A 19,314-nucleotide genomic window follows, 5' to 3' on the forward strand; every position below is an offset into this window, starting at 1 on the left:
AAAGTAAGTATCCTGAGTTTTATTCAGTTTATAGCATTGACATGTCGAATGTAATTCTATAATCTTTTAACCAGGGGTGGTCTTATTGGATACTACAAACAAGCAAATTAAAAAGATAAGAATAGCGCTCAAAATGACTCAAAAACAACTTGCTGATTTGGTTCATATCGACGAAAGCATGATTAATAAAATCGAAAATGGTCATTCAACAGGCTCAATCCGAACCTTAACCAAACTCGCTGCCGCTCTCGGTGTTAGTATTGCCGAACTGATTGGAGAACAATCCCCTGAACAGCGGGAGGAAGACGATGTCCAGACAACACCTCAGTGATTTTGAAATTGGCTATGAATATGTCCGCAAGCGCTATTCGTTTTTGGCCAAACATAGCTCCCAACATTTATGGGAACTGGGAAACGCTTACCTACAGACAAGGGGTGCTAACGCCGAGCTTTCCAGAGGCATGGGATTCTATTTCCTCGAGTTAGGAATTAAAATGCGTCTTGCTGAAATTGCATCGGCCCATAAAAAAGAAGACTGCGTTTAGCAGTCCGCTTTGCTAAGAGAAAAGACCTCCATGAGGGAGGCCTTACTAATCTTCATGTATTAATTTAATTTGATGAACTAAATATTGAAAATCCCGTGGATACATTTTACCGATAAAATCCTTTTCCTTAATAATCTGTTTAAAGTCTTCTTTGGTTACTTCTAATAATCTTAAGCCCATTCCCCATGACGGCTTTGTCAATCCAGATCTTCTCCAATTAGGAATAGGAATTTTATATTGATCATGATATTTTGGTGGATCAAGGCGTCAGTTTTACTTCCACAGCTACGTCTATTAAATGGAGTGGTCTAAATTGTCTTTTCATTGGAATTGCTATTGGTGTGTTGAGGAGGGTTTTGAAAATGAAGAAAGCTTGGTTTTTTGTGGTTTTGCTCACGGTGTTTGTCCTTGTCACTTTACCTAAGCTAGGTAACGCAACCAACGAAAAGGTAACGGTAACCCCGGAACAAAGTCTGCCCACAGTCGAAACAGCCGAAAATCTGCGCAATCTTTTGAAGGAGTCTCAAAGTTCCAGAGCATTGATGGGACTGGGGAGACTCTCTGCCGGTGACGTAATGCTGGGGGCAGTCATTAAATCCGCACAAACATCGGAAGCATCAGCCCATCTTAAGGATGAGGACATCTTGAAATCCGGTCAGTATTATCTAAACAGCTCTAAGGCCATAGAGCGGATCATTTTCATCAAAGACACCCTCTATACCCTTTCCCAAGCAATGATTAAAGCCAATGATCTTCATTCACTGCAAGAGAAGAACAGCTTAATTCTAAAATAAGTTATAATTCACTTCCATCGGCAAATTCCCGTAACCTATAGGTATTTATTTTAGAAAGTAAAACTGATAAAAGGCTGGAAGCATGTTTGTGATGTGCTCCAGCCTTTTCTTTTACAATTGTAGGGAAATTCGGCCGCCCCGACATCTATTGCGAAACTGATATCATACAAACTGAGACAGATATATCTATAGAGATAGATTTATCCGAGGTATTCCAAGATGAAATTGCTCTTCTGTAAGCTCTCGAAATGAGCATCCTGCTTCAAATGCTGATTAGCACAAAAAATTATTACCCTGCCAATATCCTTTCCATGGCAGGGCGTCCTCAATTCTATTCTATCTCAAAGTTCATTTTACAGAGCAGCAAAAACCGGATTAAGATCAATTATCAAGTCTGGTAAGGCACTCACGGTTATTTTTTCTTCATCTGAATATACATCTGGCCGTCCATAGCGCTTATTGTTCTGTAAAGTAAACACGCTCACGAACTTACCATCTGGTTCAATGATCCAATACTCTTTAACCCCGGCCTTTTCAAATTTATTAAACTTCAAAAGCTTATCTTTCCTTGCCGTTGAAGGAGATGATATTTCAATAATCAGGGTGGGAGTACCATAATACCCTGTACCTTTTAAACCAGCTTTATCACAAATGACTATAAGATCAGGCTGACATACAAAAGTTGTTTCTTCGTCTTCTTCATTTAATTCAGGTATCCTTAAATCGAAAGGCGAAGAAAAAATTCTACAGGGCTTATTCCGTAAGTATTCACCAAATTGCAACATAAGTTCACTTGATATTGCTTGATGCTGCCATGTAGGAGCTGATTGCATATAGGGCACGCCATCAATTATTTCCCACCTTTCTCCATCAGTCCATGTAAGATAATCTGCATAGGTATATTTTTTATCACTACTATGCTGAAGTATTGACATTAAAACTCGCCCCCATAATATCAAATATTCGATTATCTAAGATTGTTATTAATTTTTACCATATTATAACACATTATCAGTGGGGCCACAAAGAGCAGTCTGTTAGGATTTTTCTTATATTCAATGCCTTAAGCCCCTGATTATCATTTTCCTTACATTCTCCATAGGGACGCTTCACACATCACTTTATAGAGTTCTTTTGCCAGGGTATAATCCCAATTCCCCAATTGTGACTTCATCAGCGTGTGGCCCTTCATCAAGGGGTGATTCATAACGATCATGTGACCATTTCTTATTATCCATAAAAAAGCTATACAAGTGATAACCCCCATAATTGTTCCCTAGGCATGTACTGGTTTTTGGGTGATAATACTGTTTCCTCCTTTTTCAGGCAATCCATGAACCTCAGAAAGTCCTGCAATAAAGGGGTTGGATAAGTTAAGGTAATCTCAAACATTTCTTTCTTCTCCTTTTAATAACTATAATTGATGCTCACATGCATCATCATCAGTTCTTTCAAAACAAAGTTCGGGTAAATTGGCTCATTTAAGCTATATGTAATTATAAAGTGTCAAGAATATGGATAATTTGCGAGCTTTGCGCAATAATTCAGGCGGCAAAAATTCATCATATTTCCCTAAAATAGGAGCTTCCTCTTGATCCAATAGTTGAAAAGGATCAATTATTTGATCACTAAGCCTTTTTATTGCGGTTTGCAATTCTTCTGTTGCGCTGTGTGGCCAGGATAAGCCAGCCAAGACTATTTGGTATATTTGACATAACTTTAATACTATCTTGTACCGAAACTTACCAATGTGATTTCATCAATTTAATATTTGCAGGTTGGCTTATTTATAGGAACTACTACACCTAATGTCGATGAAGTATGAGTAATAGGTGCAACAATTGTATTAGGTGACTTCATATTTCCTTCAAATCCCTGAAGAACACACAAGGCCGTTCTTTTTCTTCTTCACTTCCAATGCCCCGACCCAAATAACATCGATAAACATTCCCTCTATTTACTTTCCGTCTCGCATCGGGGACTATATAGCTACTTTAACAACATCAGAAATGAAACTAGTTGATATTGCCATGGCTAAGTCTTTGGATATCTGGAAAAATTGAGTAACATATGAAAATATAATAAAGGATAAAGATATTTATATCGGAAAACTTATTGGACAAAGAGAAAATCTTCAGCGTCAGATTGGATGAACTTATAAATTCAAAACAAGAGAATTAGTAACATTAATTGACATATAGTCATAGACATGATATATATTAATTACAAAAAGATTTGTCACGGGTGGGCAGATTATACTTTTATTCAAAAATGGGAGTCACGAGTGGGCTCCCTTTAACCTTTGTTAAGACCTTCGATTTGGGGGCCTTTTCTTATTCCCCCGTTCGTTCCTTTACGAAACATTCATCTAGCATTCAAATATGATCGGCCAATTGGTACAAGGGGCTGCTACTTGTCAGTATCGTAAATGCTTTTGTTAGGCGATGCTTTTATGTTTTTTCTCTTTCCAGCATTTATTGAATATGATCTCTCAGCTATCATCTTAAAATCACTAGGTCTAGGTATCGATTGTTGCTCTCTAATAATTGTCATACTTGTACCAATTAGCTTTGAATAGTCTTTTTTCATTCTCTGAAACACTTTAGAAAATAACTTAATTTGTTCAGATATGTCGTAGTATAATTCATGCAACCACGCTATTTCGTGAAACTCCCAAGCTGAAACAGGTATCGTGCAGAGAATAGGGCATATTATGACCCGGATACACCTTATAGGGACAAGCTCCCCTAATTCAACAGCTTGTTGCAAATCCAGTTTATGGGCAACGTTCTTAAAGTCTTCAAGGATACTCTCTCCATCCGCTCTGTCCGGTGTCGCCGTAAGCCCCAAAGTGAATTCTGGTTTAATTTACACTCATTGCTCTACCGACATGTACTCTATTCTCGTCTATTACTGGTATTGTAATGAAACCATCCTGATCATCACCGAAAATCTTCCCGTCATTATTGGCGAGCCAGTAGGCGGCGTAAGAACATATAGAAAACTTGGCTGGCACCCGAAGACACTGTCTTCGCACGTGTTAACTTAACGGAGAAGCCTTCAGGCGAAGGCGGCCGCCTTAGTTGCACTTATGCTGGAAGAAAGCAATCAACTTAAGTTATGCTTTCTGACAGTATAAAAAAGCATCCAGCCTGTCCTCAAGGTTCTTATACCCCTTCTTTGACATAGCTTGAATGCACAATGAATTATTGAAAAAATCTTCAACATTATGGAGGGGGGGATTAAAGTCACTCAACCTTTTAAAAAGGTTAACGATCCGATCCATCTCCATTTTGGTTGTTCCAAATTCAACCTTATTTTTGATTTTATATTTAATTGGAAATGCGTCTGGAAAAAGGCCTAACGTTATTCCAGTTGGGAAGGTTTCGATGATTACGTGCTTTTTTGGGGTTGGATCACCCGTGAGTGAAAAAGCTGGCATCCTATTTCTAATTGCTTTTATAACTTCTTCTCCTCTAACAACACCGAAGTGTTTAAACATAAAGCTTCTACTGCAATTGAAAACGGACAGATTTCTGCCATGGATTTTTTCTCTCATAATAGCTCCGTCACAGGATCTAGAGCCTGTTTCGTTATTCACGATTAAGGGAGCATCAATCCCAACGATTGCCCCCTCCAGGGCATACTCTTCAATGATTGCAGCAATCATATCGTCGCTGAACACCTTGGATTCACAGTAGACGATCATTCCATTGTCATCGATAACACAAATCCCGGATTCTTTGGCATAGGTCCACGCTAAGTCGATTCCAATATGATGCATTGATTAACCCCCCAATGCGGCAGAATCTCTTCATTGATTCCGACTCATACCTTTCTTTTTCGCCGAGCTTCCCATCTTTTCCTCCCACTAATCACCAAATATTTCAACAACTATAAAAACGCGCCTGTCAGTCTTTAAATCTGATTGGCGCTTAAACAGACTGGCAAGGGTTTAACGTCTTTTACAATACAAGAATGCGAGAAATGCAAGGGTAAGACGCGGGTACCCATAAATAAAGGAACACTCCAGGTGACTTGCCCGAAGTGTTCGCATAAGTTTACTATTACGCCAGAGAATATCTAAGAGTAAAGGTTTTACAAGGTATAAATTAAGTCCTCCAAATCACGTTTAGGCACATGATGAATTCCTTGCTGATCTCTCCAGTATTTTACGTCCCCAGCTTCATCCAATTTCTCTTCATACTATTAATCCTTTCATTCTATAATCTACAATGGCCGTCCTCTGAAAAGGTATAATTGTCATGCTCACTGCTATATAGCGGGATTCTGCTCGGAAGAGGTTTCTCGAGCTCTAATATCCGGCAGAGTAACAGCAAGCACTATTCCCTTGACCTTTTTACGTTATCATTCAAACAAGCTTATCTGCTTATGCTCCGAAACCCGGAAGATAGCTTTTTCCAGTTTCTCATCATTTTGCACTGCGCTTTGATCGCGCACAAGTTCTTCGAATTTCAAGTACTCGTTGCTGCCGATAGCACTGGTCCTGACTTTTAACATATAGATTAAATTAAAACAATTCATGATGGAGTTTTGTTTTAAATCAGAAAGGCAAATAAGCTGGGTGCGGTGTTTTTTGGCAATTTCAAAGAGTGGATTAAGCAGATGTTCTGAGGAGATAGGACCAAAGGGGTTGTCCATGACTAATACGCTGGAATCCTTGTCTTCATCAGCGCCGGCTGCCTCCAGGGTACGAGATCGGGTATAGGCCATTAAAGCTGAAAGAACGGAGAAGTAAACGACAAACTTTTCGCCGCCTGAGTTTTCCAGCATGGCGTCTTCCCAGGTCTTTAAGCCACTATTTTGCATGTTAAGATCGATCTTAAAGACTTTAACGGGGATATTGGAATGTCCCAAATAGACATTCAAGAGTTCACGACTATACATTAATTTGGCGATTACTTTTTTAAGGTCCGCCTCACTCTTTTCCTGCCGGGTTTCGTCACGCACCTGGAGAATACACTCTTCGATGTATTCCTTCATCCGCCCCCCGGCTGCCTCACTGGAATCCAGGGAAAGCTCAATTTTAAGCATCTGCACCGGTCTGTTTTTTCCTTGCAGGCGCACCTTGGAATGATCTGATATCCACTCAATTTCTTCGTAAAAGCGCATCCCTTGGAGCAAACTCTGTTGAATCATATCCTTTTTGTTGCGTTCCAAATTGGAAAGCAGGCTTTCATGCAGCTTAATCAGTTCCCCTAGTTTTTCCTGATGTTGACCCATGCGTTCATAAAGGTAGAAATACTCATCATAGTCCATATCTGGCTTATCCCAAAGCAGGTCCAGCCCCTTAAAGATATTACTGATATTGGCATTTTTCTCCCGGTATTCCGCTTTAAGCCCCCGGTAATTATTTCTAAGGGTATCGGCCTTGGTCCGATTGGCTGATTGGAAAGTAAGGAAGCTTTCCGCTAATCTGCCGGTTTGGGCCTTAAGATCCGCTTCCGGCTGGAAGCCCTTTTCAGGTTCAGCCTTCACGCCCTTAAGAACAGGGGTAATTTGATCCATCAGCTTGTTATAGGCGCTAATTTTTAAGGCTATTTGCTTGAGCTCCTGATCCAAGCGGGTGTACTCGGCGGATAGCTTATGACGCCGACTCTGGAAATCTCCTTTAATCTCTTCGGGGCCAAGCGGAAATTCCGCTCCCAGCTTTTTCACTTCTTCGGCAGCGATGTCGCAGGCTATTTTTGCAGCGCTGGCTTTTTGACCGGCTTGAAAGGTAACCCTTTGCAGAAGCTTTCTTGCTTTTTCAAGCTCATTCATTTCCGAACTGATCTCCTCGGCTTTCCCCTCATCAAAGGCTACTCCCCGATAATCCTCTTCCGCCAAACCCAACCTGGCCAGTTCTTTTTCCATTTTAGCACAGTCCAACTGCAGGTCCTTTTGGCGTTTTTCCAGAAACTCAATTTCTCCTGTATAGGCCGCCTTTAGACCTTGCAGCCTGGATTCCAGTTCTTCGAGACTCCCCTCGACGATTTCCGCCACCGGGGCCTGCTGATAGAGGGTGAGCTTTTTCCGGATTTCTTGAGTCTCCCTTTTTTTCCGATCGATTGCGTAATCAACTCTCTTGAGCTCTTCCTGAAGGTTCTCGATGTTCAAAGTCTGTTCCGCTTTTTTTCTATCGGCGTTGGAAATCCCCTCAATAACTTCTCCCAGCCTTTTTCGGCAGGTCTGATAGTCCTTTTCCCGTTCCAGCCAAGACTCAAACAGGGTAAGGGCAGCCTCTGCCCTTTGCCGATTCTCGCTTGTTTCTTTGAGGGATTGTTCCAGTTTTTCCAGGGCTCTGAATAGATTCTCTTTTTCCTGTTCCAGGAGAGACACATTGTCGGCAATCCCCTTGAGCTGCTTTTCGGCGGCTGTTTTCTTTTTTTCCAGCAGATAGAGATGCTCCGACGGATAGACAAAACGCCCGCATATGGCTTGCTTGGCAATCGTATCATTGCGCTCCTCTGAATAATGGGCATACTGCTCGAAGGCCTCAGTTTGCTTTCGTTTCAGTTCTTCTTCCAGTTTAACGAGGCTCTCATTATTAAAGACCCTGCCTTCATACAGACAAACTAAAGTTAGGCCTTCACCGGCCTGAACCATTCTCTCTGTCATAGAAATTATGCTCTTGCCCAAATCCTCATAAGCAATCAGAGGAAGAACACGTCGCAGGGTCATTCGATTCATAGCCTCAGCCAGGAGTTCAATGCTCTCCTTGGCCAGGATTAGGGCATAAGGCAAAACAGGATTTTCCCCCAGCAGCTTCTGGCGGATGTCCGGGGACAGATTGCGCAGATAGGTTTCCCCCGTATCATATTGAATATCCTTAGCAGCCAGTAAGGAGACGACTTCTCCGGGAATATGCAGTCTCCCCTGTTTAAGGGAGGAAAGGGATTCCGTGGACTCGTCCCGCATCCGGACTGCTTCTTCCAGGCTCTGATCCAGGTTTTTCAGTCGTTGATTAAACAAGGTGTGCAGACGTTCCCGGTCAAATCTGAGTTCAGCAACAAAGCCGAATTTATGGAGGATGCCCAGGACTTCCTGTTCCTGCTGCTCATAGGCGGCAATCTCTTCATTCAGACGGTTTAATGAATTGGCTTCCTCAGCTTTGGCTTCCCGCAGTTCCTGGCTCTCCCGCTCCACATCCTGCTGTTTCCGAACATTCTCAGCTTTTTCTTCAGCCAAAAGCACTTCTTTGCTCGCCAAATCCACTTGGTTCTTTTGCAGCCCCAGTCTGGCTTTCTCAATGTCCTGCTGGGCTAACTCTCCCAGCAGGTTCCTGTTCAGATTAAGCTTGAGCTTCCCTCTGACCTCCCGTTCCTGGGCTTCATACTGTTTTACCTGCTGCTGAAGACCGCCTTTTTCGCCTATGAATCCTCTTAATTCCTGATCCAGATTACGAGCATCCGTCTTGAGCTGCAGCAAATTCTTGTCCCACTCCGTCTTTTCCCCGCTTAAGCCCTCTAAAGCCAGCTCCAGATCCTGCAACGTTTCCTGAGCCAACCGTTTAAGAGAGTATTCCAAATCGCGCATTCTCTGATCTGTACCCAGCTGTGAACGAGAAGCTTCCAGCCTTTCCTGGATCCCGGAAAGGTCAGCCTTTTTTGAACCAATCTCCTGGCTAAGACCGGCTGCCTCCATGATTTTGGCGGAGAATTTAGCCGCCTCCAGCTTTTCCTCGTTATCCAGACTGCTTTTTTCAGCATCAGCCAGTTCCTGGGCCGCTTGGTTATGCTCCTCGTGTCTCAACCAGTAAGCATGAGAGCGTTCTTCCAGGTCGATCCGCTGCTGTTCCTTTTTGAGATCACCTAATTCAAGTTGATTGCCCTCCTGGTCTTCCTGGAGCTGGTCTGTTTCAGTGTTTAAATGACGATTCAGAGCCGCCAGTTTTCCTGCCAAGCGTTTTTGCTCTTCCAGACCGTTGAGAAGTTCAACTAAGGCACCGACCTGTTCTCCGTATCCAACCAGGAATTCATCGAGAACCTGTTTTTCTAAGATAAAGCGCTCGTTCTCAATGACCTCCCGCACTAATCCTTCCAACATGTCTTCTAACCGATGGGCCTCGGAACGATCCTTATAAATCACCTTCTCGATGGTTTTGATGATCCATTCATTTAATAATTGGCTGGAGTTTTTATACTTCTGAAAGATCTCATCTAAACCGCCTTCACTGTCATTGATTTTGGCGATAATATTTTTCCACTCATCCTGAGCAATTCCAAACTCAGCCAAGCGTTTGCGGTAGCGCTCCCCGTCATCATCATAAAAACAACCAAAGAGATAGGGGTCCTTCTTCTCCTTTTCCATCATCATCTCCCTGGCTTCCTTGAAGGGTTTAATCTCCAGGATATTACCCGTTTGCTTAACAAGTTCAATATTAGCCAGATCGAAGGCGTTGGAGCCCGTATATTGAGAAGTGAAGGTAAAATACTTCACTCTGTTTTTCTCATCCTCAATCCCTGATACCTCTGCCGAAACCATTCCCAGGCCTGTCAGCAAATAACCGCCGGCACTGTCCAGCTTCCATTCGATCAGGACATAGGCCGGTAAACGTTTTTTACGGAAAAAGGCGTTGATGCGACGCCCTTGGATTTTTGTTTCGGGCACGATGGGTTGAAAGATCAGCTGCACCAGAACACTTTTACCGCCGCCATTGGCTAAACTGAGCAAGGCATTTTCCCCGCCGTGGAAATTAAAGGTTTCATCCTGAATATGCCGCAGGTCATTGTTGTAGGAAAAGTTAATGATCCGGATCCGATTAATTCTGGGCATTAGATACCGCTCCTTCGAAGAACTCTCTAATCTCTTCTACCCGGCTGTCATCCAGGTAATAATTAAGCATCAGGTCATCCAGCTTCCTGGTGGGCCGCAGCTCACGGTCATCATCCACGATTCTGAGCAAGGCTTCACGCTCCAGGAGCCGGCAGGTATTCAAAATCGTACCGGTTTTTGTTTTGCGGCCTCTCTCTTCAAAATCCTGCTTACTGGCCCACAGCTCAGCGATGCGGGTAAAATTCAGGGCGTATTTTTCCTCCAGGACTTTCCCCTCTTCTCCATCACTTAAGGCCAGTTCAAAACGCCTGTCCAGTTCCTCGATCAACGTGCTGATTCGTAAGAATTCCCTCTGTTTCGGATTTCGGTTCCGTCCGCCGTAAAATAAGTACAAAATGAACATGGAGATATAGCTCAGCAAGTAGGCATCGACAAGCTTAGCATCCGTGGCAACGCTTTCGCGCAAATCCTTGGTTGTGTAGCCCAAAACTCCATTGCCGCTATGGGGAAGCAAATAGAGACTTCCCGCCACTTCAATGACTTTAAACTCCAGCTCCTCCTCAAATTCCGCCAAGATCGACCTAACCTCCACATTGCGGAATTCCAGGAACAGATCCCCCTCACTTTCTCGATCCAGTTGCCCCTTCTCCAGGAGTTTGCGGTAAATCTTCAGGGCTGTTTTTATCTCACTCACTGGAAGCTCACCTCAATCCAAAAATCACTGATGGCAATACGCCTGCTCAGCTTCTCTTGCCCGATATAAGTTAGGATTTCCTGTTCATATACCTCTTCATCAGGTTTGCTGATCTCGATTCTCTTAATTCCAAATAAGTCCGGGTGGACATATTCCAGGCGGTACAAACAATAGCTGACATCCAGCTCGCCTGTAGCATTGGCCACTACCTCCTCTTGCTCTTCCCTCCATCTACTCAGATCAATCACCTGGAGATCATAGAGCTTGAGCATGGTTTTGAAAATCAGATCATCCTCCGTTAATTCCTTAAAGACTTCTGCCTTAGTCTCAAGATCCTGCATCAATTCACTCAAGCGAAAGGATTCCCTTTTGCGGTCAGCAAACTCCAACAGACTGCCTAACAATTCCAGATTTCGATCATTGATTTTGGAGATTTTGCGCAGTTCCATATCTTCTCCCAGCTCCTCCAGGAGGATACTGGGGGTGCCTTCGTCTTCCTGCTTAAGGCGTGCTTGTCGCTCAAACAAGCTGAGCACGTTGAGAATCCGATCCGGGTTAGGCCGAAGTAAAGGATTAAGAAGCTGCCAGAGAGAGGGCAGCTTTTCCTCTGGGCATTGCTCCAAGGGCTTGAGGATGACCTGCTCAAAGTCATAATAGCGAGCTCTGGCCAGAGCAAAGGAATCCGCAATGGTTTCCTTATAAATTCTCGACAGGCTGAGACGTTCCATGATCAATTCCTTTTGCTCACTGATGGTTAGGTTGATGTTTCTACGGATAATGCCAATCTCTGAGCGAGCTTTAATCATCTGCTCATCCAAGGCCCCCCGTAGGTCTTCCTCTTCCTTAAGGCGCTCCTCGGAAAGCAGAATCATGGAGCGAATCTCACCCATCATGCTGTATTCCTCTTCAAGCAAGGTATAGGTGCCGGTTACAAGCCGTTCAAACTCTTCGATCTTTACCTCATAAATGTTTTCCCGAACTTTTTGCACGAACTGCCGGACATCATTCTTTTTTTGCCGGATCATCTGCACCAGGTTCGCGCTTTGCCCAATGGCCTTCCTGTAGTTTTTGCGCTTAATCAGTTCCCGAAGCTTGAGTTCTTCAATCGTAAAACTGATTTCCTCCTCCACTTCTTTGGTTCGGAAGAGAAGGTCATAGCCCTGATCCGTCAGCTGATAATTAAGCACATAGCCCCGCTGATCGTCGATGAGCTTATCATCGATCAGACGAATCCGGAGTTGTTCCATACCCTTCCCGTAGTTCATGACGGGATAGTAGCGCGCTTCCCCTCCGTTTTGCAGGATGTCCTTGATGATGTATTCCGTCAGTTTGCGCACAACCTCAGGGGACAGGGCTAGGGAATACTCAGGGAGGATCTGAGCAACAAAGCGGGCGAGGCTGTCCATTGTACACTCTTCATCCTCAGTTAAGGTTCTTTCCATGATAAAGACAAGGACGGAAAGAATAATATTATCCAGCTGCCCAGGCTCAAACAATCGCTCAAACTCCATCTTGCGATTGGTGCGGTTGATAATGGAGTCAATCGCAGCGACCAGCTGCATCCTCTTTTCAAAGCCTTCCAAAAATTCAAATGTTGTCGTCGCCACTCGTTTCAACCCCGTTCCTACTACTTGAGAAGATCCGCCGCCACCTGATAATTGATAATCTCCTGAGGGATGTACTTGCCCTCAGCTAATAAGTCCTTTAAAAAGCCACCCGCTAAGCTCGTGCTCGTGCTCAGGGGATTATCCCCCTGGGCAAGTTCCAAAGCTGCTAAAAATTCAGAGAGCGAACCGGTCACACCGCGCTGATCGGGTGATTTAGGTAATTCTTGACGTTCTGCGTGCTTTGCCGCAAGTTCCAGCATAAGACTATAGAGGGCAGCGAAGGGTTTTAATTCCAGAGACGGATTGGCTTCGCGGGTACGAAAAAATAGCCGAATACCTTCCCAGTCCAGATCCCCGAAGTAAAGAAAGCGTGTAGCTTGTCCTTCCCCGCCCAACATGGCAGCCTTGTATTCCTCTAAAGCTCCCGGCTTCGTGATTTTATTCCCTTCCCCATACAAAAGCACCTGGAGAACCGTACCTGCCAAGGAGTTTTTTCCCGTATCCTGCATTAGCTTCCGCAAGGTAAACCAGGTATCCTTATTTTCAATAACCAGTACTGTCGTGAGCTGGCCGCGATCATGTCGATATTCAAAAAATGGCTCCGGAGTGTCATAATAATTAAGGAAATCCTCCGCCAGACTATTAAACCTCAGCACGTCTTTAACCAAGGATATCTGCTCATCCAACAGCTTCTCCCTGCCCCACACGGAAAAGGAGCGCTCCTTGCGCGACATGGGTTTGTCTAACAAACCCTGAGCAAACCACAGATAGTTGCTGATTCCTTCAACGATCTGCTGATGCTTTTTATAAACCTCCGGCCTCTGCAAATAACCCGCAATGCTAAGCTCAGGATTAAGCCGGCGAATGGACTCAAGATAAGAGGTATAATCCTCCTGGGGCTTAATAATTTTATATTTATTATACAGAGGCGGCAGTCGTCCATTCTTTTTTGCAGCCTTTACCGGAGCAATTACTCCGAATCCTACCAATCTTTCCACTTCACCCTGAAAACGAGGATAATCTGACTCCCCGAGGATCTGCTGGAGTTCCAGATCGGTAACTGTTTTGCTGACATGATTCAGGAGTTTTTCGATTTGTTCCATATCTATCCCTTCTTAACGCATCCTGTTTGACAGATTATCTGATTCTCTATTTAGATTTAGTAATTCTCACTTCTTCGAGATTATCCGGCAAAATCCTGCCCATGTGGGTCTGCCTTGATTATATATAATTATCTTTGCCAAAGTAAATAAAATAAAGCCCTATAGTATAACTGGGGCTCAAGGTCTTCTTCATTCCTGTATTAGGCTGTTAGGCAAAATAAGCACATGTAAAGATCTTTGGTAATATATAAATATATATTTGCTCTAAATTATGATATAATAAATGCACAAATATTGAGAACGAGGAGCGAGGACTATGCCAAATATTCGTCCCATCTCTGATTTGCGCAATAAGGCTAACGAGATTTCTGAATTCTGCCATAACGAACGCGAACCCGTGTTCATAACTAAGAACGGCAAAGGGGATATGGTAGTGATGAGTATCGAAACCTATGAGCAACAGCAGACTTTAATTGAACTCTATAGCAAGCTGGCTGAAGCTGAGGTTGAGATTGCAAACGGTGCAGAAGGAAAGAACTTTTTTGAAGTAACAAAAAAGTTGAGGGCTTATGTCCATGGAAAAGTATGAACTGACGATATTTCCCTCAGCTGAGCAAGATCTAAAGGATATTATTAATTATCTAAATGAGCTTTCACCGCAGGTTGCTATTAAAATCTATGATGAAATTGTCGATGGCATCGCTTCTCTTGAACAAATGCCCATGCGCTGTTCACTGGCAAAGAATACTGTGCTTCGTGCGAAAAAATATCGTTTGCTGATAGTGCAGAACTATGTAGTATTCTTTATTGTGAGCGGCAACGCAGTACAAATACGGCGAATACTATATGGTCGAAGGAAATACGAATTCTTGTTATAAAATTATCGGTTGTTTGATAGGTGACTGCCAGAACGGTTTAAGCGTTCTGGCTTTTTTAACGTCATCATGTAATTGGTTCTTTCCTCCTTGTTCAGCCCTGATTCTTTAAATCTTCAGATATCAACACTTCGATTAAAATCCGTAAAAACATCTCCAGCAAATCCATCAGTTCCTGGTAAAGCCGCGGATCATTAATGACCCAATATATCGCCTCTTCTTATAGAAGCAAACCTCTTTCCCAGATCACTCAGCCCCTTGCCCCACAAGGTATAGTGAAGCATGGTTAGCATTGTCCGTTCCACCGCGGTCAATGAATGCCCTAAAGAACCTTTACCTAAAAGAATTTCCGGCAGGATCTTCTGTATAAAATTAATCCAGCGCCTGGAATTCAGCAAAGACAATCTCCCCAACGCTGAAGCCAGCAATCTTTCCCTCTCGGCATCGACCTGATAGCCCTTCAGTAAACCGGCTTGAGCCGCCAGTCGGCGAGAAGGGACCTGCAGAAAGTATTACCGAAGTTATACTTTCTGCCCTGAAAAAACTAAGACCCAAAAGGTAGCTTCTCGCACAGGAGTGAACGAATCGTGCGCGAGCCCTGGAGCGCTGAGTGAACGGATGTGCGAGAAGCTACCCGCGCACCTGTTCGACCCCTTTTCATCATTCATGGTGCCGAACCTTGGCATGGGGGTCTGCCAGTACAAAAAAGATACCGGTTGAGCCCGGTACCCCCTTTGCTTAGAAATGAATTCATAACTAAACTATGCTGTATTCTTATCTTCGCGCCTGCTCATTTAAGCTGCTGATTATTCCGGAAAAAATCTTGCCAAGGATCATTGCCGCCGATCCTGCGGAGCGCCTCCGCCATATTGACACCGTCAGGAGCTACCAAGTCCAGTTCAGCCCACGCGATGGGCATGGACACCCCTGCCCCTTTCCTCGCTCTCAGGGAATAGGGGGCAATGCTGGTAGCACCTCTGCCGTTGCGAATCCAGTCGATGAAGATCTTGTTGGTACGTTTGGCCTTTCTCACATTGCTTGTGTAGCGGTCTGGCCACTTCTGCTCCATCACTTCGGCAACGCGCCTGGCAAAATTGTGAAACCCATCCCAGGCAACGGCAGGTTTTAAAGGGACGACCACATGGTACCCTTTGCCGCCGCTGGTCTTGAGGTAGGAGTTCAGGGAAAGTTCGGCAAGAATATTTTTCACATCCCGCGCACCCTGGCGCACCCTGCTCAGGTCTATTCCTTCATCCGGATCCAGATCAAATACCATCAGATCAGGCTTTTCCAACTCGTCGACACGGCTTCCCCAGGTATGAAATTCCAGTGTGCCCATTTGTGCTTCGGCGATCAGCCCGGATGTATTCTCAATATAGAAGTAGTCTTCCATTTCTCCGCCACCGGTGGCAATAGGGATAGTCACGATTTCTTTGCTGCCCGGACCGGGATGCTTCTTATAAAAGCAGGTCTGGGAGATGCCCTTGGGACAGCGCACAATGCTGAGAATCCTGCGGCTTACATACGGAAGCATGCGCTCTGCTACCTGAGCGTAATAACGGATCACATCCCCTTTGGTGATTTCAGAGTCGGCAAAGATCACTTTGTCGGGGTTGCTGATCTTAATTCCTTCAATGATGATCCCGTTGGTGTTTGTTTCCATGACTCTCACCGTTTCTTGAGCGGCTGATTGAGGCTGTATTTCCTCATCCGCTTTATCATCATCTGCGTTTTCCTTTTTAATATCCCTGGGATTCTTATCCCTCCGCAAGCCTTTGAAGCTGGCCTGCCTTAACAGATTCTCTGCAGTCCATTCGGCAAATTTTATTTCCGCGACCAGTTCAGGTTCGAGCCAGGTGATCTTTTCCTTCGGCCTGGGCTTGGGCGCGAGTTGGAAAGGGGGCTCCATCCTCTGTAGGTCCGCAAATTTTCCCGCCAGCTCTTTCATGTCTGCTTCGCTCAGACCGGTGCCGGCACGTCCGGCATAGACTAATTCCCCGTCTGTATAAACGCCCAGGAGCAGGGAACTTACCCCGCTGGTTTTTCTATCAGTTAGGGTATATCCTCCGATCACAAATTCCTGCCTTTGATCACATTTAAGTTTGATCCAGTCCCCGTTTCTTGCGCCGCTGTAGGCGGAATCCGCTTTTTTACCGACGATCCCTTCCATGCCTGCCTCACAGGCCGCTCGGAAACTTTCCTGGCCGTTTCCTCTCACATGCCGGCTGTAGTGGAGGGTTTTGGGGGGCATCCTGCAGCAAAGCTTCCAGGGTTTCCTTCCTGTCAAGCAGAGGGTGTCCCCGAAGGTCCGTTCCATCCAGGGCCAGGAGATCAAAGACGATATAGGTCAGGTTTTTAGCCTGGGGATTTTTCATGTAGTTCTGCAGTGCCTGAAAATCCGTCTTGCCCGCTGCGTCGGTGATGGCCATTTCGCCGTCCAGAATCATCGCCCTGCCGCGAGCCCATTCAACGAGGGAAGAGGCGACATCCCGGAAGCGTTGGGTATAATCATTGCCGTTCCTGGTGATAAGCCGGATGCTGTGGCCTTCAATATAGGCCAGTATCCTGTAGCCGTCGTATTTCAACTCATAAAGCCAATCCTCACCCTTAGGAGGGGTATGGACTAATTGGGCCAGCTGCACGCCGGCACTGCTGAAGGGGTTGCTCGTGATCTTTTCCTCTTCCCCTTCTTCAATGTCCGTCATGGTGCGTCCGGTTCTGATACTGGTGGTAAATTCAGAAATCCCGTCGGCAGTTTTGGCATACTCATCTTTTTCTTTAAGTAACAGCCAGTTATCCTGCTTCTCGCCCGCTTTCCCTTTCAATCGCACCAGAGCCCATTTGCCCTTCAGCCTGCGTCCGTTCAGAACAAACTTCAGCACACCTGCATGGAGTCCGTCCTCCACATCCCCATAGGGTTCCCAGTACCCTTCATCCCAGAGCATGACCACACCGCCGCCATATTCCCCTTTGGGAATCGTCCCCTCAAAGTTTCTGTATTCCAGAGGATGCTCCTCCACCCGTACGGCGAGCCTCTTGTCCCGTGTATCATAGGAAGGGCCCTTGGGCACTGCCCAGCTCAATAGAGCTCCGTCCCATTCCAGGCGGAAATCGTAGTGATCTCTGCGTGCCAGATGGTGCTGGACGACATACCTCAGACCCTCTTGGGCAACTTCTGTTATCCCTTCCGGTTCCAAGGTTCTGGCAAAATTCCTTTTTTGGTTGTATTCGTTGAGTTTTGCGGTCATATAATCACGCCGGTTCCTTCTCTTTTTCACCTTCGTAGCTATTGTTTCCAATTGAATTATAAGTATCCGGTCGTTTCCCATGCGCTTCCTGTCAATCAGATACCCACTGGGGTATTCTTCACAGTGACCGCCATGTCTGCCTTCCCCTTGAAACGATCAGAATGCAGTTATACCTCTATATCATTTCGCGTCTTGCCAACACTCTCTCCATCTAAAACCCCCGGTGTAGGGTAGATGCCCTGTTTTTCAAGTATTTTACGCAGTTTCTCGATCTCGCGAACAATGACTGCCGTCGGGCTATATAAGCCCAGCACATACTGCCGGTATTTACGCGCCGAGGCGATGGCTGCCGCTTGTTCCGGTGAGGAGCATTCCAAGAGGCTGAGCTGCAGAAAAGTGACTTGTCCAAAGGACTCAACCCACTGCTGAACCGTCAGAACCAAATTATCAGGCAAAGGATACGTGCTTAAGGTTTTTAGGGTTGGCAGAACTTCTTCCGCCGGCATCCCTCGTTTCAAAGCGTTCAGGAGATAGATTTTATCCAGGCGGTATCTAAGCATCTGATCCTGCTGCTCAAGCACAGCGATTTGGCTTAGTTTCCAGCGGGCAGTCCAAGAAGCAGAATGGGGCAGCAAGATTTCGAAGTTAGGTTGGACATAGGCTGTATCTGGACCGCTCATCGGATAGATTTGGTCTACCAGGATCTTGATCTCGATATCCTTATCAAGTTCTTGCCCTTGTAGTAATGTCGTTAGTACCAACTGCCCTAGTGGAGTGACTCGCACCAAAATATCCTTTTCATACTTGCCCCAATCCAATAAGCCCAGAAAACGCAGTGGGTCGAGAAGGCTGATGACGGTTTCATAGTTTAAGAGATTACACACATTGTCCTCTGAAAGCAGCTTACTGACCATATAACCCCAGCTTGTCCAGTTGTTACAGCGGCATAAGACGGGCAGTACCAGGAAAAAGCCTTTATTCCGAATTGTCTCTAAGTGCTCAGGATAAATCATACAAAGCAAGTCTTCCACTTTAATACTCTCGGGCAATTCTTCTCCCCTTGTCGTCAACACCAAACGATCTCCCCTTTGTCCGTACAGACGGAAACGTCGGGCCATGGCAAAGAGCCAGAAGAAATAGCTCTCTGGGCTGAATTCTTTGACCGATCCTGCCGGCTCAGTCAAGGCGGCCAAAATACGTTTTAAGGAGTGTTTGTTGATCTCGTGACTATGGGTGACAAGCACATCTCCCTGTTCGACCAAGAGAAGAAACTTAAAAAGGTTATCCAAGGTGCTCGGTAAATCTGCCCAAAAAGATTCTTGCGGTTTAACGACATCATCAAATTGGATTTGAGGGTAGAGAAACCGCCAAAAGGATCGGGCAGCCTCTTCTTTAAAACTAAAAGTATTAGGATGACGTCCTTCCGACAAAAAGCCAATTTTAAACCATTTAGTGAGAAGCCTTATCACTCCTTGATAGCCTAACCCTGTAACATTCCAATCTAAATAGCAAAAACTATAATAATCATCGTGATCATAACTACAAAAATAATCGATAGTTCTATCCTCCGGTCGGGTATAGGCCATATAGGCAAAGAGAATTCGCTCCACAGAATCCATCTTGGCAAAATAGTCCGGCCAAGCTTTCGGCTTAAGCTTCTTTACGGGGGG

At 45.0% G+C, this 19,314-nt stretch carries 16 protein-coding genes and 2 pseudogenes; 6 read left to right on the top strand and 12 right to left on the bottom strand.

Features of this window, described 5'->3' with window-relative positions; genetic code table 11:
- The first annotated feature begins 76 nt into the window (after positions 1 to 76).
- Both UF75_RS10860 and UF75_RS10865 read left to right on the top strand, forming a co-directional pair.
- Positions 77 to 331 carry a helix-turn-helix transcriptional regulator gene (locus UF75_RS10860; protein WP_242860194.1) on the top strand — a complete coding sequence of 85 codons (255 nt, stop codon included), beginning with the start codon at positions 77 to 79 and terminating at the stop codon, positions 329 to 331.
- On the top strand, positions 309 to 545 hold the full coding sequence (locus tag UF75_RS10865) for a hypothetical protein (protein ID WP_045574626.1): 237 nt from the start codon (positions 309 to 311) through the stop codon (positions 543 to 545). The genes UF75_RS10860 and UF75_RS10865 overlap by 23 nt, the downstream gene beginning before the upstream one ends.
- A gap of 45 nt (positions 546 to 590) precedes the next feature.
- Here UF75_RS10865 and UF75_RS10870 read toward each other — a convergent pair whose 3' ends face one another.
- Positions 591 to 746 carry a hypothetical protein gene (locus UF75_RS10870; protein ID WP_156146374.1) on the bottom strand — a complete coding sequence of 52 codons (156 nt, stop codon included), beginning with the start codon at positions 744 to 746 and terminating at the stop codon, positions 591 to 593.
- A 161-nt stretch (positions 747 to 907) separates the two neighbouring features.
- Here UF75_RS10870 and UF75_RS29050 point away from each other — a divergent pair, with 161 nt between their 5' ends.
- Complete coding sequence (locus tag UF75_RS29050) at positions 908 to 1,339, top strand: beta-propeller domain-containing protein (RefSeq protein WP_045574627.1); 432 nt, start codon at positions 908 to 910, stop codon at positions 1,337 to 1,339.
- A 353-nt stretch (positions 1,340 to 1,692) separates the two neighbouring features.
- Here the strand turns inward: UF75_RS29050 and UF75_RS10880 are convergent, their stop codons facing one another.
- The 4 genes from UF75_RS10880 to UF75_RS10890 all read right to left on the bottom strand — a co-directional run bounded on the left by UF75_RS10880 (position 1,693) and on the right by UF75_RS10890 (position 5,123).
- Positions 1,693 to 2,274, bottom strand: a complete 582-nt coding sequence (locus tag UF75_RS10880) for a Uma2 family endonuclease (RefSeq protein ID WP_045574628.1) — start codon at positions 2,272 to 2,274, stop codon at positions 1,693 to 1,695.
- 551 nt (positions 2,275 to 2,825) lie between these two features.
- A complete protein-coding gene (locus UF75_RS28200; RefSeq protein WP_156146375.1) occupies positions 2,826 to 3,032 on the bottom strand; it encodes a hypothetical protein in 207 nt (68 codons plus the stop codon).
- A gap of 716 nt (positions 3,033 to 3,748) precedes the next feature.
- The gene (locus UF75_RS10885) at positions 3,749 to 4,189 is read right to left on the bottom strand and encodes a hypothetical protein (RefSeq protein WP_045574629.1); all 441 of its coding nucleotides are present in this window, start codon (positions 4,187 to 4,189) and stop codon (positions 3,749 to 3,751) included.
- Between the two features lie 268 nt (positions 4,190 to 4,457).
- Positions 4,458 to 5,123 (bottom strand): DUF429 domain-containing protein, encoded by a 666-nt coding sequence (locus UF75_RS10890; RefSeq protein WP_052693169.1) that lies wholly within the window; start codon positions 5,121 to 5,123, stop codon positions 4,458 to 4,460.
- Positions 5,124 to 5,315: 192 nt separating this feature from the next.
- On the opposite strand from UF75_RS10890, the pseudogene UF75_RS30005 reads away from it, so the two are divergent.
- Positions 5,316 to 5,426: pseudogene (locus UF75_RS30005) on the top strand (glutaredoxin family protein); the annotation flags it as partial.
- A 281-nt stretch (positions 5,427 to 5,707) separates the two neighbouring features.
- On the opposite strand, the gene UF75_RS10895 reads toward UF75_RS30005, so the two are convergent.
- From UF75_RS10895 to UF75_RS10910, 4 genes are read right to left on the bottom strand one after another with little or no spacing between them, the layout of a single operon-like run.
- Positions 5,708 to 10,117: a hypothetical protein gene (locus UF75_RS10895; protein WP_045574630.1), complete on the bottom strand. Its 4,410-nt coding sequence runs from the start codon at positions 10,115 to 10,117 to the stop codon at positions 5,708 to 5,710.
- On the bottom strand, positions 10,104 to 10,811 hold the full coding sequence (locus UF75_RS10900) for a DUF6063 family protein (RefSeq protein ID WP_045574631.1): 708 nt from the start codon (positions 10,809 to 10,811) through the stop codon (positions 10,104 to 10,106). Before UF75_RS10900 ends, UF75_RS10895 begins: the two co-directional genes overlap by 14 nt.
- A complete protein-coding gene (locus UF75_RS10905) occupies positions 10,808 to 12,418 on the bottom strand; it encodes a hypothetical protein (RefSeq protein ID WP_045574632.1) in 1,611 nt (536 codons plus the stop codon). The genes UF75_RS10900 and UF75_RS10905 overlap by 4 nt, the downstream gene beginning before the upstream one ends.
- Positions 12,419 to 12,438: 20 nt before the next feature.
- Complete coding sequence (locus UF75_RS10910; protein WP_045574633.1) at positions 12,439 to 13,521, bottom strand: Wadjet anti-phage system protein JetD domain-containing protein; 1,083 nt, start codon at positions 13,519 to 13,521, stop codon at positions 12,439 to 12,441.
- A gap of 316 nt (positions 13,522 to 13,837) precedes the next feature.
- On the opposite strand from UF75_RS10910, the gene UF75_RS10915 reads away from it, so the two are divergent.
- Together UF75_RS10915 and UF75_RS10920 are read left to right on the top strand one after the other, a co-directional pair.
- On the top strand, positions 13,838 to 14,110 hold the full coding sequence (locus tag UF75_RS10915) for a type II toxin-antitoxin system Phd/YefM family antitoxin (RefSeq protein ID WP_045574634.1): 273 nt from the start codon (positions 13,838 to 13,840) through the stop codon (positions 14,108 to 14,110).
- On the top strand, positions 14,097 to 14,399 hold the full coding sequence (locus UF75_RS10920; protein ID WP_045574635.1) for a type II toxin-antitoxin system RelE/ParE family toxin: 303 nt from the start codon (positions 14,097 to 14,099) through the stop codon (positions 14,397 to 14,399). The genes UF75_RS10915 and UF75_RS10920 overlap by 14 nt, the downstream gene beginning before the upstream one ends.
- A 369-nt stretch (positions 14,400 to 14,768) precedes the next feature.
- Here UF75_RS10920 and UF75_RS29055 read toward each other — a convergent pair whose 3' ends face one another.
- The 3 genes and pseudogenes from UF75_RS29055 to UF75_RS10935 form a co-directional block, all read right to left on the bottom strand.
- The gene (locus UF75_RS29055) at positions 14,769 to 14,951 is read right to left on the bottom strand and encodes a hypothetical protein (protein WP_197079374.1); all 183 of its coding nucleotides are present in this window, start codon (positions 14,949 to 14,951) and stop codon (positions 14,769 to 14,771) included.
- A gap of 235 nt (positions 14,952 to 15,186) precedes the next feature.
- Positions 15,187 to 17,644, bottom strand: a pseudogene (gene ligD, locus UF75_RS10930) (DNA ligase D).
- Between the two features lie 167 nt (positions 17,645 to 17,811).
- The coding region (locus tag UF75_RS10935) for a helicase-associated domain-containing protein (RefSeq protein ID WP_045574637.1) at positions 17,812 to 19,314 on the bottom strand (1,503 nt) is incomplete at its 5' end.

The sequence above is a fragment of the Desulfosporosinus sp. I2 genome (genome assembly GCF_000960765.1).
Taxonomy (GTDB): domain Bacteria; phylum Bacillota; class Desulfitobacteriia; order Desulfitobacteriales; family Desulfitobacteriaceae; genus Desulfosporosinus.

Bases quoted from the DNA above. Each gene is read 5' to 3' on its own strand.
- UF75_RS10910 (WP_045574633.1), bottom strand. From the start codon at position 13,521: ATGGAACAAATCGAAAAACTCCTGAATCATGTCAGCAAAACAGTTACC.
- UF75_RS10880 (WP_045574628.1), bottom strand. From the start codon at position 2,274: ATGTCAATACTTCAGCATAGTAGTGATAAAAAATATACCTATGCAGAT.
- UF75_RS29050 (WP_045574627.1), top strand. From the start codon at position 908: ATGAAGAAAGCTTGGTTTTTTGTGGTTTTGCTCACGGTGTTTGTCCTT.
- UF75_RS10920 (WP_045574635.1), top strand. From the start codon at position 14,097: ATGGAAAAGTATGAACTGACGATATTTCCCTCAGCTGAGCAAGATCTA.
- UF75_RS10890 (WP_052693169.1), bottom strand. From the start codon at position 5,123: ATGCATCATATTGGAATCGACTTAGCGTGGACCTATGCCAAAGAATCC.
- UF75_RS10865 (WP_045574626.1), top strand. From the start codon at position 309: ATGTCCAGACAACACCTCAGTGATTTTGAAATTGGCTATGAATATGTC.
- UF75_RS10915 (WP_045574634.1), top strand. From the start codon at position 13,838: ATGCCAAATATTCGTCCCATCTCTGATTTGCGCAATAAGGCTAACGAG.
- UF75_RS10895 (WP_045574630.1), bottom strand. From the start codon at position 10,117: ATGCCCAGAATTAATCGGATCCGGATCATTAACTTTTCCTACAACAAT.